Consider the following 15,740-nt stretch of genomic DNA (forward strand, 5'->3'; position numbering starts at 1 on the left):
TCGACATCTTCACCGCGAGTTGTAGGGCGATTCTGAAACATCGCTTTGCGGTGACCATAAGGAGCCACGGTTTCGTACCCTTTGCACCCGTACTCCCTGGCAGAAGCGCGTTCGAATGCACAACGACAAGGAAAGTCCTTTCACCCTGACCCTGCTGAACGGTAATTTGAATTTGCAGGTGCTGCAGTTCAATGGCCTTGAAGCCCTCAACCAGACTTACCGATTCGACATCGAAGTGATCAGCCTGGCGCCGGCCATGAGCCTGGATCGCCTGCTGCAACAACCGGTGTTCTTCAGCCTGGCGGAGGGCCGGGGCATTCACGGCATCATCCACTGCGCCACCCGCGAACATCGCGACCTGCACCGGGTCGGCTACAGGCTGGCGCTGGTGCCCTGGCTGCAAAACCTCGACCGACAGCGTTGCCGACGGGTGTTTCATCAGGTCGATGTGCCCGCCATCCTACGCCGGTTGCTCGAAGAAAACGGGCTGCCTGAAGACAGCTACCGCTTTGAACTGCCGAACGGGCGCTATCCCGCCAGGCCGTTGTGCATTCAGTTTGATGAGACGGACCTGGCCTTCCTGAAACGACTCTGCGAAGAAGAAGGCATTCACTATCACTTCGAACATCAGCGCGACGGCCATGTGCTGGTGCTGGCGGACGACAGCCTGAGTTTCCCTCAAGAACCGCTGCTCCTGCCGTTTCACGGCGACGCGTCTCCTGCCGTAAACGTGCCGGTGATCAGTGAACTGTTCCAGCGCCACACCTCGCCCCCACTCACCGCGCGCCCTGCCCCACAACCGCTCGAGCGCGACCAGCTCAGCCGTCGAACACTGGAACGCCTGCGCTGCCGGCATGGGCAGATGCAGGGTCAAAGCAACCAGAGCGCATTGCGCAGCGGACGAATCGTACAAGTGTCGGAACATCCGCTGCCGAACTTCAACGATCAATGGCTGCTGACCGAAATCCGGCATCAGGGCCGGCAGCCGTCGATTCTTGAGCGCAACGCAACCGACGGGGTCCGGCGTTACAGCAATCAGTTCACCGCCATTCCATGGTCAACGGTATTCCGGCCCGCGCTCACACAGGCCAGACCCAACATTCCGGGTTTCCAGACGGCCCGGGTGCTGGGCCCTGTCGGCCAGACTGCGGAACTGGATGATCAAGGCCGGATAAAAGTCAGGTTATGGCCAACCCCGCAGACCGGGGAGGACGAATCCAGCGGATTCTGGCTGCCCATGGTCGTCGTTGCGCCCGATGGCCGGATCGATCCCGCCAGGCTGCCGGTCGCCGGAACTGACGTGCTCATCAGTTTTCTCGACAGCGATCCGGACCGCCCCGTGTTGTACGCCACCGCGAGCAGCCCGCCAGCGCCTGGCCCCGTCCCGCAACCCAGGGGCGATGACCGCCTGCTGTTTGACTGGCTGGTGAACCGCAAAACCTGATCAGCCCTTGTCTGGAGGCGGTGGTCGTGGGAATTGGGGTAGGCGTGGTCTCAGCCGCCGAATTTGGCGCGGATTCGCGGGTGTGTGCGTTGCCGATTACCGATTGCACACGGCGGCTGACGGAGACGCTGGTGTGCTTGCGCGAGCAGAGTTCTCGGCGGGTGGTGGCGACGTTTCTGGAGATGGTTCGCGAGAGTCTGGTGTAAGCAGGTCCGGCCTCATCGCGAGCAGGCTCGCTCCCACAAGGGATCTCCAGTGTTCACAAAAACCCTGTGGGAGATGATGCGCGAGCCTGCTCGCGAAGGCCGCGCCGCGGTCTAACTGACTGGCGCCAACCCGAAAAACGCCTGTATCAAACGCAAATCCCGCCGCCGCTCCATGCACCCGATCATGTGCCGATTCACCAACCCCTCTCCAATAATCGGCACCGCCGCCACCCGTGGGTCATGGCTGACTTCCACCGATGACACCACCCCCACCCCCAACTTCGCCGCGACGGCCTCGGTCACCGCTTCGCGACTGTCCAGCTCCAGCAACACCCGCGGGCTCACCTTTGCCTGAACACACGCCTCATCAAACGTGCGCCGGGTAATCGAACTCGGTTCGCGCAACACCATGATCACCTGATCAAGCTCCTTGAGCGGCACGCCCTTCGAACGGTGCGCCCAAGGATGACTATCCGGCACCAGCGCACAAATCCGCGACTCGCTCAGGGCCTGCAAATGCAAACCCTTGCGCGGCTCGACCTCGGTCAGCACTGCCACGTCGGCATGCTCCGACAACAGCGCCGCGAGGGTTTCCTGAGCATTGCCCAGGCGCAGGTTCACGGTGATCCCCGGATAACGCGCGCGCAAACTGGCCAGCATCGGCATGACCATGTGCGGCCCGTCCGCCGCCACTTCCAGACGGCCGGTGAGCAACTGCCGATTGGCCTCGAGCATCACCTGCGCTTCTTCCGCCAGACCAAACATCGCCCGTGTGATCGCTGCGAGTTTGGTGCCCTCCTCCGTCAGCTCCACCCGTCGCGCAGTTCGCCGCAGCAAGGTGATTTGGTAGTGCTCCTCCAACGCCTTGATGTGCCCGGTGACCGCCGGCTGGCTGATGAACAGCCGCGCGGCGGCGCGAGTGAAGCTGCCCTCGCGGGCCACCGCATCGAACGCGCGGAGCTGGAACAGGTTCATGAATAACCCTCACTGATGGCTGGCATAACAACAAACAATTTGATTGATAGCACGGCAAATTGCAATTTAAGCCCCGTAGCTTCATCCCATCGATTGCGAGGACACGAGAATGAGTACTGCCGAACCCATCCTGCTCACCCCCGGCCCGTTGACCACGTCGCACCGCACCCGCCAGGCGATGATGGTCGACTGGGGTTCATGGGATGACCGCTTCAATCAACTGACCGCCAGCCTCTGCGAGCAATTGCTGGCGATCATCAACGGCGGCGACAGTCACCACTGCGTGCCTCTGCAAGGCAGCGGCACCTTCGCGGTCGAAGCGGCAATCGGCACGCTGGTGCCTCGCGACGGCAAAGTCCTGGTGCTGATCAACGGCGCCTATGGCAAACGCCTGGCGAAAATCTGCGAAGTGCTCGGCCGTTCCTTCAGCACGTTTGAAACGGCGGAAGACGAACCGACCACCGCCGCCGACGTCGACCGTCTGCTGCGGGCCGACGCCAGCATCACCCACGTCGCGCTGATTCACTGCGAAACCAGCACAGGTATCCTCAACCCGCTGCTGGAAATCGCCCAGGTCATTGCGCAACACGGCAAACGCCTGATCATCGACGCCATGAGTTCTTTCGGCGCGCTGCCGGTGGATGCGCAACAGGTGCCGTTCGACGCGCTGATTGCCGCCTCGGGCAAATGCCTCGAGGGCGTACCGGGGATGGGTTTCGTCTTCGCTCGCAAAGAATCGCTGGCGAATGCCGCGGGCAACTCGCACTCGCTGGCGATGGACCTTTTCGACCAGCACACCTACATGGCCAAGACCGGCCAGTGGCGCTTCACCCCGCCGACCCACGTGGTCGCGGCACTGCACGAAGCCCTGCTGCAATACAACGAAGAAGGTGGCTTGCCGGCCCGGCATCAGCGCTACGCCGACAACTGCAAAGTGTTACTCGATGACATGGCCAAACTGGGTTTGCGCAGCTTCCTGCCCGCCGCCATTCAGGCGCCGATCATCGTCACCTTCCACGCGCCGAAAGACCCGCGCTACCAGTTCAAGGAATTCTACGAACGGGTCAAGGCCAAGGGTTTCATTCTCTATCCCGGCAAATTGACCCAGGTCGAAACCTTCCGCGTCGGCTGCATCGGCCACGTCAACCAGGCCGAGATGCACGCCGCCGTGGAGGCGGTGGCTGAAGTACTGCGCGAGATGGAAGTGTTAGAGATCTAAACCACACCGCATTCCCTGTGGGAGCGAGCCTGCTCGCGATGAAGCCCGACCAGTCGACATCGATATTGAATGACAGTCCGCTATCGCCGGCAAGCCGGTCTCGCTCCCCCAAAGAGCTGATTTTCTAAATTGCCAGTTATCACAGGACTCTGATCACCATGAACTACACCAACCCAACCAAACTCCAGGCCGCCATCCTCGACTGGGCCGGCACCGTGGTCGATTTCGGTTCGTTCGCCCCCACGCAGATTTTTGTCGAGGCCTTCGCCGAATTCGACGTCCAGGTGTCCATCGAAGAAGCCCGTGGCCCCATGGGCATGGGCAAGTGGGACCACATCCGCACCCTGTGCGATCAGCCGGCAGTCGCCGAACGCTATCGCAAGGCATTCGGCCGCACGCCGACCGACGATGACGTCACCGCCATCTACCAACGCTTCATGCCGCTGCAGATCGAGAAAATCGCCGAGCACTCGGCACTGATTCCGGGGGCGCTGGACACCATTGCCAACCTGCGAGCCCAAGGCATCAAGATCGGCTCGTGCTCCGGCTATCCGAAACAGGTCATGGACAAAGTGGTCGAACTGGCCGCCACCAACGGTTACGTCGCCGATCACGTGGTCGCCACCGACGAAGTGCCTAACGGCCGTCCATGGCCAGCTCAGGCGTTGGCCAACGTCATCGCCCTGGGCATCGACGATGTCGCCGCGTGTGTGAAGATCGACGACACCGTGCCGGGCATTCTCGAAGGCCGTCGCGCCGGTATGTGGACCGTCGCGCTGATCTGCTCGGGCAACGCGCTGGGCCTGGACTACGAAGGTTATCGCGCCCTCGGCAGCGATCAACTGGCCAGCGAGCGCAAGCGCATCCACGCACTGTTCGAAGGATCGCGCCCGCACTACATGATCGACACCATTACCGATCTGCCGGAAGTGATCGCCGACATCAACAAGCGTCTGGCCAAGGGTGAAATGCCGCAAACCAACTGATTCAATGCATTTCTGTAGGAGCCGAGCTTGCTCGCGATCGCGGTGTGTCAGATACATTAGTGTCCACTGACAGACCGCCATCGCGAGCAAGCTCGGCTCCTACAGGACGGCGGCGCTTTTTTGGGTAATCGAACCTCCACCGGCTCCAGACAAACCCGGCGAAACAGGATTACAGTTAAGGCACACCGTCGACCAAGAACGGTGGCCTGACCCGACCTGTGAGGAACGCCGAATGCCCTGGAAAAACTCCGATTCACGCTACAGCACCGTGTCGATCACCCTGCACTGGTTGATGCTGGTCCTGCTGGCGCTGGTGTACGCCTGCATCGAATTTCGCGGGATTTTTCCCAAAGGCAGTGGCGGCCGCACGCTGATCACCGAGTCGCACTTCATGCTGGGGCTGACTGTATTCGTGCTGGTCTGGTTCCGGTTGTTCGCCCGCAGCCTCGGCCCGGCACCGCAGATCTTCCCCGCCTCCCCGCACTGGCAAACCACCCTCGCCAGGTTGATGCACTGGGCGCTGTACATTTTCATGATCGCGATGCCGATCCTCGGTTGGCTGGTCACCAGTGCCAAGGGTCATCAAGTGATGTTCTATGGCTTTGATTTGCCGCTGCTGGTCTCGGAAGATAAGGCGCTGGCCAGGCAGATCGAAGGCTGGCATGTGCTCGGCGGCACCATCGGTTACTGGCTGATCGGGCTGCACGCCGTGGCGGGGATCTATCATCATTATGTGGTGGGCGATAACACCTTGTTGCGGATGATGCCCAAGCGCAGCTGAACGCCTTTTATTGAAACCCGCGGCGGCCCTGCAAGCCGCCGGTGTGGATGAAGATCAGGCGCGCGCCCTTTGCAAATCTGCCAGCGTCGACATGTTGCTTGAGCGCCAGCAATGCTTTGCCGGTGTATAGCGGTTCGAGGGGAATGCCGCAGGCCTGTTCGGTCTGCGCGATGAAGTCCAGTAACAGCGGATCGACTTTGGCGAAGCCGCCGCGACTGGCGTCAAACAGTTCATAGACCGGATCGTGCAAGCCTGCTTCTTGCACAATCGATTCGACCTGCTGCGCCACACCATGGTCGTCGGGCACCGCAAGCGCGCCGGAAACCGGATGCTCCCCCGCTTCGGCCAGCACCAGGCCGGCCAGCGTGGTGCCGGTTCCGCAGGCCAGCCACCAGCCGTCGTAGCCGCTCCAGCCCAGACCGTTCAGTTGCTCGCTGACCATTGTTTTCAACTGCATGCAGCCTTTTGCGCCCGGTAATCCGCCACCACCTTCGGGCACCGGGAGCAGATCGGGATATTGCGCCCGCCAGGGTTCCCAGAAACCCGCCTCGTGCCGCGCGCGATAGCCGCCATAACCCAGCCAGTGCAGCTGCATGCCGAATGCTTGCAAGTCTTTCACTGTGGGCGTTTCTTGCGGATGACCGCGCAGCAAACCAACGGTTTTGAACCCGAAGCGTTTGCCAGCAGACGCCAATGCATGCAGATGATTGGAGTGAGCACCGCCCAGGCTGATGATGCCTTCGGCACCGGCGAGGTCGGCGGCTTTGAGGTGTTCGATGAGTTTGAACCACTTGTTGCCGCTGATCAGCGGGTCGATCTGGTCGAGGCGCAGGATGGCGACTTCGATGCCGGCGCTTTTGAGCCAGTCGAGATGAAGGAGGTCGAGGGGGGCTTTGGGGAGCCAGTCGTTGGGGGGGAGAAACATTGGTGCCGGCTCTAGGTAAAGAGCCAGCATCTTAGCAGCCAATTTGTGGCGAGGGAGCTTGCTCCCGCTCGGCTGCGAAGCAGCCGAAAATCAGCAATGGTGATTAACCTGACACAACACCATCGCTGATAGAAGGAGTCCTTCGGCCTCCAGCGGGAGCAAGCTCCCTCGCCACAGAGATTGCGGTGATTACAACTCCGCAGCCAACCGCGAACCCTGATTGATCGCCCGCTTCGCATCCAGCTCCGCCGCCACGTCCGCGCCGCCAATCAAATGCACGTTCTGCCCGGCCGCGACCAACCCGTCCTGCAACTCACGCAACGGATCCTGCCCGGCGCAGATCACGATGTTGTCCACCGCCAGCACTTGCGGCTCGCCGGTTTCACCGATGCGGATGTGCAAGCCTTCGTCATCGATCTTCAGGTATTCGACGCTGTTGAGCATCTGCACCTGCTTGTTCTTCAGACCGGTGCGGTGAATCCAGCCGGTGGTCTTGCCCAGGCCGTCGCCGACCTTGGTTTTCTTGCGTTGCAGCAGGAACACTTCACGGGCCGGTGCATGCAGTTCGGCCTTGACGCCGGCCACGCCGCCGCGCGCCTCCAGATGCGTGTCGATGCCCCATTCTTTCCAGAAGGCTTCGCGGTCCAGGCTGGTGGCCACGCCCTGGTGCACCAGGAACTCCGACACGTCAAAACCGATACCGCCCGCGCCGATCACTGCAACACGTTTGCCCACCGGTTTGCGCTCAAGGATGACGTCCAGGTAGCTCAGCACCTTGGCGTTCTCGACGCCCGGGATCGCTGGCGTGCGAGGCGCGATGCCTGTAGCGAGGATGATTTCGTCGTAACCGCCTTCCACCAGTTTCGCCACGTCGACGCGGGTGTTCAGGCACAGCTCGACGTTGGTGGTTTGCAGTTTGCGGTTGAAGTAACGCAGGGTTTCGAAGAACTCTTCCTTGCCCGGCACGCGCTTGGCGACGTTGAACTGGCCACCGATTTCGCTGGCAGAATCGAACAGCGTCACTTGATGGCCACGTTCGGCGGCCACTGTGGCGGCCGACAGACCCGCAGGGCCGGCACCGACCACAGCGATCTTCTTGAGCTGCTGCACCGGCAGGTAATTGAGTTCGGTTTCATGACAGGCCCGCGGGTTCACCAGGCAAGTGGTCAACTTGCCGCCGAACGTGTGATCGAGGCACGCCTGGTTGCAACCGATGCAGGTGTTGATTTCATCGGCACGGCCAGCGGCGGCCTTGTTGACGAAGTCAGGGTCGGCGAGGAACGGCCGCGCCATGGAGACCATGTCGGCATCGCCTTCCGCCAATATCTGTTCGGCGACTTCCGGGGTGTTGATGCGGTTGGTGGTGATCAGCGGAATGCTCACCGAACCGCGCAACTTGGCGGTGACTTTGCTGAACGCCCCGCGCGGCACTTTGGTGGCGATGGTCGGAATCCGCGCTTCGTGCCAGCCGATACCGGTGTTGATGATCGTCGCTCCGGCCTGCTCGATGGCCTTGGCCAGCGTCACGATTTCTTCCCAGGTGCTGCCGCCCTCCACCAGGTCGAGCATCGACAGGCGGAAGATAATGATGAAATTCGGGCCAACGGCTTCACGCACACGGCGGACGATTTCCACCGGCAGGCGCATGCGGTTTTCGTAGCTGCCGCCCCAACGGTCGGTGCGGTGGTTGGTGTGGGCCGCGAGGAACTGGTTAATGAAATAACCTTCGGAACCCATGATCTCTACACCGTCGTACTCGGCTTTTTGCGCCAGGGTCGAGCAAGTGACGAAATCGTTGATCTGCTTCTCGATGCCTTCCTCGTCCAGCTCCTTGGGCTTGAACGGGTTGATCGGCGCCTGAATGGCGCTCGGGGCAACCTGTTTCGGGCTGTACGCATAACGGCCGGCGTGAAGAATCTGCATGCAGATCTTGCCGCCCGCCTCGTGCACCGCGCGGGTCACGATCTGGTGTTTGAGCGCTTCTTCTTCAGTGGTCAGCTTGGCCGCGCCGGAATACACACCCCCTTCGTCGTTCGGGCCGATACCGCCAGTGACCATCAGGCCAACGCCGCCACGGGCACGCTCGGCGAAGTAGGCAGCCATGCGTTCGAAACCGCCGGGTTTCTCCTCGAGACCGGTGTGCATCGACCCCATCAGGGTGCGGTTGCGCAGCGTGGTAAAACCCAGGTCCAGCGGGGCCAACAGGTGCGGGTAATGAGCGGCGGTCATCGGTAACTCCACAACGAGCGATCACGGAAAAGTGTGGGCGCTCTTTGGCGCCCCTCTGTCTTGTGTAACAGACTATGAGCAGTCCTTCGGTCGCTCAATGACCGTAACTGACAACTTATTGATCCAAATGCGCAGCAACCCTTGGCAAGCGCCGGCATGGGCCCTACCCTAGTCAACGAACCCTGCACACGGCCGTTGACTGTTTTCCCATGCGCAAACTTCTGTACCTGACCTTCTCCATGGCATTGATTGCCGCCCTGACGACCTACGCCATGTGGGCCGCGGACCGTCCGGTGGGTCATTACCTGTCGGACCTGCGTATCGATCTCGCCATCGATCAGGGCACGCCTGCCGATCGCGGCAACCTGCTGGGCATCCAGCCAGAACTGTTTCCCACCGACTATCAAAGCTCCGAGCGCCTGCACCGAAAACTCGCGGCCTATCTGCAGAAAGCCCAGGAGCAGGGCTTGTTGAATGAAAAAACCATCGTCGTGCTGCCCGAACATGTCGGCACCTGGTTGATGGTCAGTGGCGAAAAGGACGAGCTGTACCAGGCCAACACCATCAAGGAAGCCATGAACTGGCTGGCGGTGAGCAATCCCTTGAAGTTCGTCCGCGCCCTGATCAGCGCCAAGGGCGACAACCGCCTGGACGATGCGCACCTGCGTATGAAAGCCAAAGGCATGGCCAAGGATTACCAGGCGCTGTTCGGTGGTCTGGCGAAAGAATTTCACGTGACACTGGTGGCGGGCTCCATCGTGCTACCCGAACCGAGCATCATCGACGGCACCCTGAAAATCGGCCGTGGTGCGTTGTACAACAGCAGCGTGGTGTTCGGTCGCGATGGTCTGCCGATTGGCCAACCACAGCGCCAGATGCATCCGATTTTCGCCGAGCACGATGTGATCAAGGCCAATGGCGAACACACGCTCAACGTCGTCGATACCCCGGCGGGTCGCCTTGGCGTGCTGATCGGCAGCGACAGTTGGTACCCGGACAACTACCGCAAACTCGACGATCAGGGTGCGCAGCTGGTCGCGGTCCCGGCGTTCGTCAGCGGTCGCGGTACCTGGGACAAGCCATGGCGTGGTTACAAAGGTTTGTCGACGCCCGGCTCCGTCAGTCTCAAGGCTGGCGAGCTCAGCGAAGGCCAGGCCTGGCATCGCCTGACACTGACCGCTCAACCGCCCAGCAGCCAGGCCATCGCCGGCATGAGTGTATTCCTGCGCGGGCAGTTCTGGGACCAGGGCAGCGCCGGGCAAAGTTTTCTCAGCAGCAACGGGCAGCATTTTGCCGGCGGCAATGTCCGTGGTGCACGCCTGCTGAACCTCTGGTTGTAAGCCATGAAACCGTTGCCGGTGCGTCTGGGTGATCTGTCGGTGGGCTTTGTTCACAGCCTGGCCGATGCGGTACGCAGCCACGGCCTGGACCCTCAGCCCCTGCTGGATCAATACGGCCTCGACCCGGCTCGCCTGAGCGAAGCCTGCGCCCGCCTCTCGATCCCGCGTTACATGCGCCTGGGCCACGGCGCGATTCAACTGACCGATAACCCGGCGCTGGGTTTGCGCATGGGCCAGCTCAGCCGTCTGAGCCAGGCCGGTCTGGCCGGGGTCACCGCCGCGCAGGCGCCAACGGTACGGGAAGCGGCACGCTGCCTGATTCGCTTCGAAGCCTTGTACGGCTCCAACTATCGTGGCCAATCGAGCTTTCACGAAGACGCCCGGGGTGCCTGGCTGCGGTTCTATTCCATCAGCCCTTACAACGCCTATAACCGCTTCGTGGTGGATTCGATCATTGCCGGATGGTTACAGCAATTGTCCAGCGTCAGTCCTGTTCCCTTGTACGCCGAGCGCATCGAAATCGAGTTCGACGAACCGGATTACCGCGACGCTTATGCGGTGCTGGGCGATTGCCCGATCCAGTTCGGCGCCGAACAGAACCAGCTGCGCCTGAGCCTGGACAGCCTCGCCCAGCGCAACCCGCTGCACTGCCCGAGCACGTGGCGGCACTTGTTGCAACTGTGTGAACGGGAACTGGAACAGCTGACACGCACCCGCAGCCTGCGTGAACGCATCACTCAGTTACTGGGGCCGTTGCTCAATGGTGGCCGGGAACCCGACCTGGAAGAAGTGGCGGCACGCCTGAAGCTGCCTACCTGGACCTTGCGCCGCAAACTCGCCGAGGAAGGCACGCAGTTTCGTGCAATTCTCAACGACACTCGTCGCGACCTGGCCATGACCTACATTCGCGATACCGAACTGGCGTTCGGTGAAATCGCCTACCTGCTGGGCTTTGCCTCAGCCGAAGCGTTTCAACGCGCTTTCAAACGCTGGAGCGGTCAGACACCCGGCGAATTTCGCCGCAGTCACCGCCAATCCGCCTGACGCTTACAGCTCGGTAGCGTCTTCAGCCGGTTCCAGTGGGTCCAGTTCAAACGCCTGAAACTCGAGCAGCTCTTCTTGGTAATCGTCCATCGTGAATCTCCCACAGCTCATTGAAAAAACGCTTGAATAAATGACCAGCGCCTTGAGCATAAAGTGCCCGCGTGAAAGAAAAATGACGCAGGCACGACGCTTCGCCGCTACTGAATAAAACGTAGCAGGCGGTCAGGAATTTATCACAGAATTTTTTCGATAAAGGCTGTAGGAATACGCCTGGCTTGACGCGGATCAATCTTGAACGCTGTTCCGGGATCGATGAGCTGTGAGCTGATCCCCGAACGTCAGGAGCGATTACTGGCTGGTGACCGGCATGGCGGGAATCGGTTCGCTCGGAGGAGGCAAATCCGACTGCGGCGGTGGCGTGACGTTTTCCGTCGACGGAGCCGATTCGGCGTTTTCGGCCGGGGCAACCGGTGCGGGTTCAGGTGGTGGTGCAACCGGTTCCGCGGCAGGTGCCGGTGCGGGCTCAGGTGGCGGTGCAACCGGTTCCGAGGCCGGTGCCGGTGCAGGCTCAGCGGCGGGCGCAGATTCCGGCGCGAATGCAGCCGGTGTGGCCTTGGTTTCAGGCACGCCCAGGTCGGTTTTCGGTTTCTCGACGATGTGTGCTGCTTTTTTCGCTTCCGGCGGCAGGAACAATTCCACCAGGGTGAAGAAGCGCTCGTAGAACTTCGCCGAAGAAACGGTTTCGCTGGCAACCTTGACCATCGAATCATCGGACGAGCCGATCGGCATCGATACCGAACCCAGCACGCCCACGCCAAGGCTGGCGGAGTTATTGGTCTTCTTCAGCGCATAACGATCCTGCAATGCGTTGGCAAACATGGTGGCGTGGTGCCCTTCGCTGCCATCATCGGCACAGACCACACTGAAACTGATCTCCATGTGGGTATCGCCAGTCTGCTGGAAGCTTTTGTGACCACTGATCAGTTTCGGATCGCTGCTGGTAATGATGTAGCCCTGACTGAGCAGCGCCCGACGGGCGGCTTCGCAGGTTTGCGCATCGGTCACCGGATAGTTGCGCGAAAACGTTCCGGAGTCGTCGAAGTTCTCATGCTCATAGATGGGGGCTTTTTTCGACGAGCAACCGGCCGCGGCCGCCAGCACCAACGCCAGCCCGACAACCCGCACGGGAAATGATTTAAACATTGAACATCCTGAAGAAAACGGTCCGGGGCGTATTGTGCAACAGATCGATGCTTAGCGTCGCACCGATTAGTGTCTGGAAACAGTTACAAGTGTAATGACTGCCATTTACAGGGAAAAGTCGTTCGGCAAGAAACTCAGGCGACGGATAGCGCCTGCCAGCTTTTCCTGCGCCCACAAAAAACCCCGGCTTTTCATTATTCCCCCCTCTTGGGAATACATAGTTAGGGTCTTTCGAGATCGACCGAACGTAAGGAGGTAGGAACCTTTAAGGCCCACCCTCCCACAACTCAGCAGCCACCTGCGAGCATTGCTACGTCCAGTAATCGACCTGATGATGCCGGCCGCTCGACAGAAGTTGCAATTCAATCCCGAGCAAATTTGTCATTTGCAAAGGCTTAGGGCAGGGTCGATACCACTGAGATCTCTGCCAAAGGAGTCACCCATGTCAAAGCTATATCTCAGTATCGATCCCGAGGGGCTGGTCGAGTACTCAGTGGTCTACACCGACCGCTCGCTCAACCACATGTCGCAGTCATTTCAAGGCGTGATGAAGAACATTTCCAGGCCCCTGAAACAGGTCTACAACGCCCAGGCTGTTGCGGTGGTCCCGGGCAGCGGCACATTCGGCATGGAAGCGGTGGCGCGACAGTTTGCCACCGACCAGCAATGCCTGGTGATACGCAACGGCTGGTTCAGTTATCGCTGGAGCCAGATCCTTGAGATGGGCAACATCCCGGCGGCCACCACGGTGCTGAAAGCCCGACCGGTCGACACGGGTCGCCAGGCTGCCTACGCCCCACCCCCTCTGGACGAAGTGCTGGCAGCCATTCAGGCGCAGAAGCCGCAGATTGTTTTCGCCCCCCACGTTGAAACCTCATCAGGGATTATCCTGCCCGACGAGTACCTGCGGGCCGTCGGCGACGCCGTGCATGCGGTGGGTGGCCTGTTCGTGCTGGACTGCATCGCCTCAGGCACGCTTTGGGTTGATATGCAGAAATGCGCAGTCGACCTGCTGATCAGCGCACCGCAGAAAGGCTGGAGCGCCTCCCCTTGCTGCGCCCTGGTCATGCTCAGTTCTTTGGCTCTCGAGCGCATCGAACAGACGCAGAGCAGCAGCTTCGCCTGCGATCTGAAAAAGTGGCTTCAGATCATGCAGGCCTACGAACAGGGCGGACATGCCTACCATGCGACCATGCCCAGCGATTCCCTCGCGCGATTTAACGAAGTGATGAAAGAGACGCAAGCCTACGGTTTCGACAAGGTCCGCGACGAACAGCAGGCTCTGGGCGATCGGGTGCGCGCAATGTTGACCGGCAAAGGCATCAAAAGCGTGGCCGCAGCCGGCTTTCAGGCCCCTGGCGTAGTGGTGAGCTACACCGATGACGCCGACATCAAGAGCGGTAAGAAATTTGCCAACCACGGCCTACAGATCGCCGCCGGAGTGCCGTTGCAATGCGACGAGCCGGCCGATTTCCAGACCTTCCGCATCGGTCTGTTCGGACTCGAAAAGCTGCACAATATCGAGCGCACGGTCAGCACCCTCGAGCAGGCACTGGACGAGGTAATGGTTAACTAAGCCCTCATCTTGCCCGCAGCACATACCGAACTTGTGAATTCCAGGAAGGCATCCTGCCCTGGGCACTGCCGGCCCATGGCGCTGATCTTCGACGAATATGACGCTGGTCGTCCGGACGTCATGTTAGAACCACAAGGGAAAGCCCGTGCACGCGTCTTACTGACACGTGCGCCCTTCAGCGCTACAAAAAAGGGTTCCAACGAAGCCTTTCACGGGGCGTGATGATTGGCGGCTGTATGCCTTGGGTCGACCCAAAGCTGACTGTGGCGACAGGCAGAAATCGGACAATAGCGGACAAGTGCGCTAACACCGGGATCACCCGCCATTGGCTCCTTAACGGCTCAGTGGGTTACCACTGCGCCACAGCTACTATGAAAACCGCTTTACCGGATCACCTCCCGTTTACTGATGATCCGGCACCCTTGGATGCCGCAAGCAGGACCGAAGATGATGAAGTCACCCGATATCACATTATTCATACGGATGAACCCTGCGGTTCGATGTTGTGCCTGAATGAAATGTTCGGGTTCATGAGCAGGCAGACACCTCTGGTGCAGACCTATACTGCCAAAGCATGTTTGATCAATGACAGCTTTGATCTCGAGGATAGGCGACATGGACCTTGATCAATTCGAAATGCTCCTTGGAGACATCTATGAATCAGCCTGGTCAACGGCGCAATGGAGCACTGTACTGAGCCGTCTGGCGCAAATGACAAACTGCACAATTGCTCACCTTTACATTTCCGACCATCGTACCCGCAAGGTCATCGAGTCCTACTGTGGAGGGGATGAGCGTCGGATATCCGCTGCCCACCAAGCCTACATAGACCACTATGGCGCCATCGATCCGCGCGGCGCCAAGAGTTCAAGCCTTCCTTCAGGCAACTGGATACTTTGCCAGGAACACTTTGACGAGCGCTATGTTTCAAGAAGTGAGTTCTATCAGGACTATCTGATTCCGAATGGCTTCAGGTATGGAACAGGTACAAGCCTTCTGGTATCGAGCAACGTGGATATTTCATTCGGGCTACTCGATGAGGCCCAGGCATTCAGCCGGGAAAAACACCTGCCACTGTTGAATAGAATCACGCCTCATTTGCAACGCAGCTTGAAGCTTGGCCAACGCCTGCAGCAGCAAGCCGGTCAAATTGAACTCGGCTCGAATTTTATCGACAAACTGCCTCAGCCCGTGATTGTTTGCAGCAGCTCCGGGAAAGTGATTTATGCCAACAGTGCAGCCAATGCACTCCTCGTCGTTGAGCACTGCATCCGCATCGAGAAACAACACTTGGTGTGTGCCGACACCAGCCACCAGCAGAAATTGTCAGCACTCATTCGTGGCGCCAGCAGCGTAAGTTTCAGTGCGGCCAGGCAGTGTTCGAGGGCGTCAAAAGCAGAGCCGGGGATCATGACTACGCGCTCGCTGAGAAATGGCTGCAACCTCCACCTTTCGGTCATTCCTGTGCCGCAGTCTCATGGCGTGCATGCAGACTTTGCGATCGATCAAGGGGTGCTTATTCTCTTTGATTCCCATCAAGGAGATTTCACCGATATAGAGTATTGGCTCACTTCACTCTACAGGTGTTCGCCAGCAGAAGTTCGGATCGCAAAGCTTTTATTGGACGGGCAATCACCAGAGGAAATCGGCTTGTCGTTGGGCCTTAAGCTTCCCACCGTTCGCACCCATCTTCGCCACCTCTTCGATAAAACGGGAACCTCACGCCAGACCGCCCTGGTGCGGCTGATGGCGTCCCTGCCATCAACAAGAATCGTCGGTAGCTGAATACCCCTGATATCGCCAGGCGCACTC

At 59.9% G+C, this 15,740-nt stretch carries 13 protein-coding genes and 1 pseudogene; 9 read left to right on the forward strand and 5 right to left on the reverse strand.

Annotated features, from left to right (window positions below):
- Nucleotides 1-115 precede the first annotated feature (115 nt).
- Both ACA066_RS19345 and ACA066_RS19350 read left to right on the forward strand, forming a co-directional pair.
- The gene (locus ACA066_RS19345; RefSeq protein WP_497696228.1) at nucleotides 116-1,444 is read left to right on the forward strand and encodes a type VI secretion system Vgr family protein; all 1,329 of its coding nucleotides are present in this window, start codon (nucleotides 116-118) and stop codon (nucleotides 1,442-1,444) included.
- A gap of 14 nt (nucleotides 1,445-1,458) precedes the next feature.
- Nucleotides 1,459-1,650 (forward strand): annotated as a pseudogene (locus ACA066_RS19350) (LysR family transcriptional regulator); the annotation flags it as partial.
- Nucleotides 1,651-1,761: 111 nt separating this feature from the next.
- On the opposite strand, the gene ACA066_RS19355 reads toward ACA066_RS19350, so the two are convergent.
- The gene (locus ACA066_RS19355; protein ID WP_497696229.1) at nucleotides 1,762-2,625 is read right to left on the reverse strand and encodes a LysR substrate-binding domain-containing protein; all 864 of its coding nucleotides are present in this window, start codon (nucleotides 2,623-2,625) and stop codon (nucleotides 1,762-1,764) included.
- A 109-nt stretch (nucleotides 2,626-2,734) separates the two neighbouring features.
- Here ACA066_RS19355 and ACA066_RS19360 point away from each other — a divergent pair, with 109 nt between their 5' ends.
- The 3 genes from ACA066_RS19360 to ACA066_RS19370 all read left to right on the forward strand — a co-directional run bounded on the left by ACA066_RS19360 (nucleotide 2,735) and on the right by ACA066_RS19370 (nucleotide 5,611).
- A complete protein-coding gene (locus ACA066_RS19360; RefSeq protein ID WP_497696230.1) occupies nucleotides 2,735-3,844 on the forward strand; it encodes a 2-aminoethylphosphonate--pyruvate transaminase in 1,110 nt (369 codons plus the stop codon).
- Between the two features lie 158 nt (nucleotides 3,845-4,002).
- Nucleotides 4,003-4,830, forward strand: a complete 828-nt coding sequence (phnX, locus tag ACA066_RS19365; RefSeq protein WP_497696231.1) for a phosphonoacetaldehyde hydrolase — start codon at nucleotides 4,003-4,005, stop codon at nucleotides 4,828-4,830.
- A gap of 232 nt (nucleotides 4,831-5,062) precedes the next feature.
- The gene (locus tag ACA066_RS19370) at nucleotides 5,063-5,611 is read left to right on the forward strand and encodes a cytochrome b (RefSeq protein WP_497696232.1); all 549 of its coding nucleotides are present in this window, start codon (nucleotides 5,063-5,065) and stop codon (nucleotides 5,609-5,611) included.
- Nucleotides 5,612-5,618: 7 nt separating this feature from the next.
- On the opposite strand, the gene ACA066_RS19375 is transcribed toward ACA066_RS19370, so the two are convergent.
- Nucleotides 5,619-6,536, reverse strand: coding sequence for a 1-aminocyclopropane-1-carboxylate deaminase/D-cysteine desulfhydrase (locus tag ACA066_RS19375; protein ID WP_497696233.1), 918 nt, complete (start codon nucleotides 6,534-6,536; stop codon nucleotides 5,619-5,621).
- 189 nt (nucleotides 6,537-6,725) lie between these two features.
- Nucleotides 6,726-8,765: an oxidoreductase gene (locus tag ACA066_RS19380; protein ID WP_497696234.1), complete on the reverse strand. Its 2,040-nt coding sequence runs from the start codon at nucleotides 8,763-8,765 to the stop codon at nucleotides 6,726-6,728.
- Nucleotides 8,766-8,974: 209 nt separating this feature from the next.
- On the opposite strand from ACA066_RS19380, the gene ACA066_RS19385 reads away from it, so the two are divergent.
- Both ACA066_RS19385 and ACA066_RS19390 read left to right on the forward strand, forming a co-directional pair.
- Nucleotides 8,975-10,105 carry a carbon-nitrogen hydrolase family protein gene (locus tag ACA066_RS19385; RefSeq protein ID WP_497696235.1) on the forward strand — a complete coding sequence of 377 codons (1,131 nt, stop codon included), beginning with the start codon at nucleotides 8,975-8,977 and terminating at the stop codon, nucleotides 10,103-10,105.
- 3 nt (nucleotides 10,106-10,108) lie between these two features.
- A complete protein-coding gene (locus ACA066_RS19390; protein WP_497696236.1) occupies nucleotides 10,109-11,149 on the forward strand; it encodes an AraC family transcriptional regulator in 1,041 nt (346 codons plus the stop codon).
- A 3-nt stretch (nucleotides 11,150-11,152) separates the two neighbouring features.
- Here ACA066_RS19390 and ACA066_RS19395 read toward each other — a convergent pair whose 3' ends face one another.
- On the reverse strand, nucleotides 11,153-11,299 hold the full coding sequence (locus tag ACA066_RS19395) for a hypothetical protein (protein WP_191623712.1): 147 nt from the start codon (nucleotides 11,297-11,299) through the stop codon (nucleotides 11,153-11,155).
- A gap of 198 nt (nucleotides 11,300-11,497) precedes the next feature.
- Entirely contained in the window at nucleotides 11,498-12,352 is an 855-nt protein-coding gene (locus ACA066_RS19400; RefSeq protein ID WP_497696237.1) for a DUF2242 domain-containing protein, read from the reverse strand.
- Between the two features lie 442 nt (nucleotides 12,353-12,794).
- Here ACA066_RS19400 and ACA066_RS19405 point away from each other — a divergent pair, with 442 nt between their 5' ends.
- Complete coding sequence (locus ACA066_RS19405; RefSeq protein ID WP_497696238.1) at nucleotides 12,795-13,928, forward strand: aminotransferase class V-fold PLP-dependent enzyme; 1,134 nt, start codon at nucleotides 12,795-12,797, stop codon at nucleotides 13,926-13,928.
- Nucleotides 13,929-14,543: 615 nt separating this feature from the next.
- Nucleotides 14,544-15,713: a helix-turn-helix transcriptional regulator gene (locus tag ACA066_RS19410; RefSeq protein WP_497696239.1), complete on the forward strand. Its 1,170-nt coding sequence runs from the start codon at nucleotides 14,544-14,546 to the stop codon at nucleotides 15,711-15,713.
- Nucleotides 15,714-15,740: the final 27 nt, after the last annotated feature.

Source organism: Pseudomonas sp. LBUM1651, from assembly GCF_059716135.1.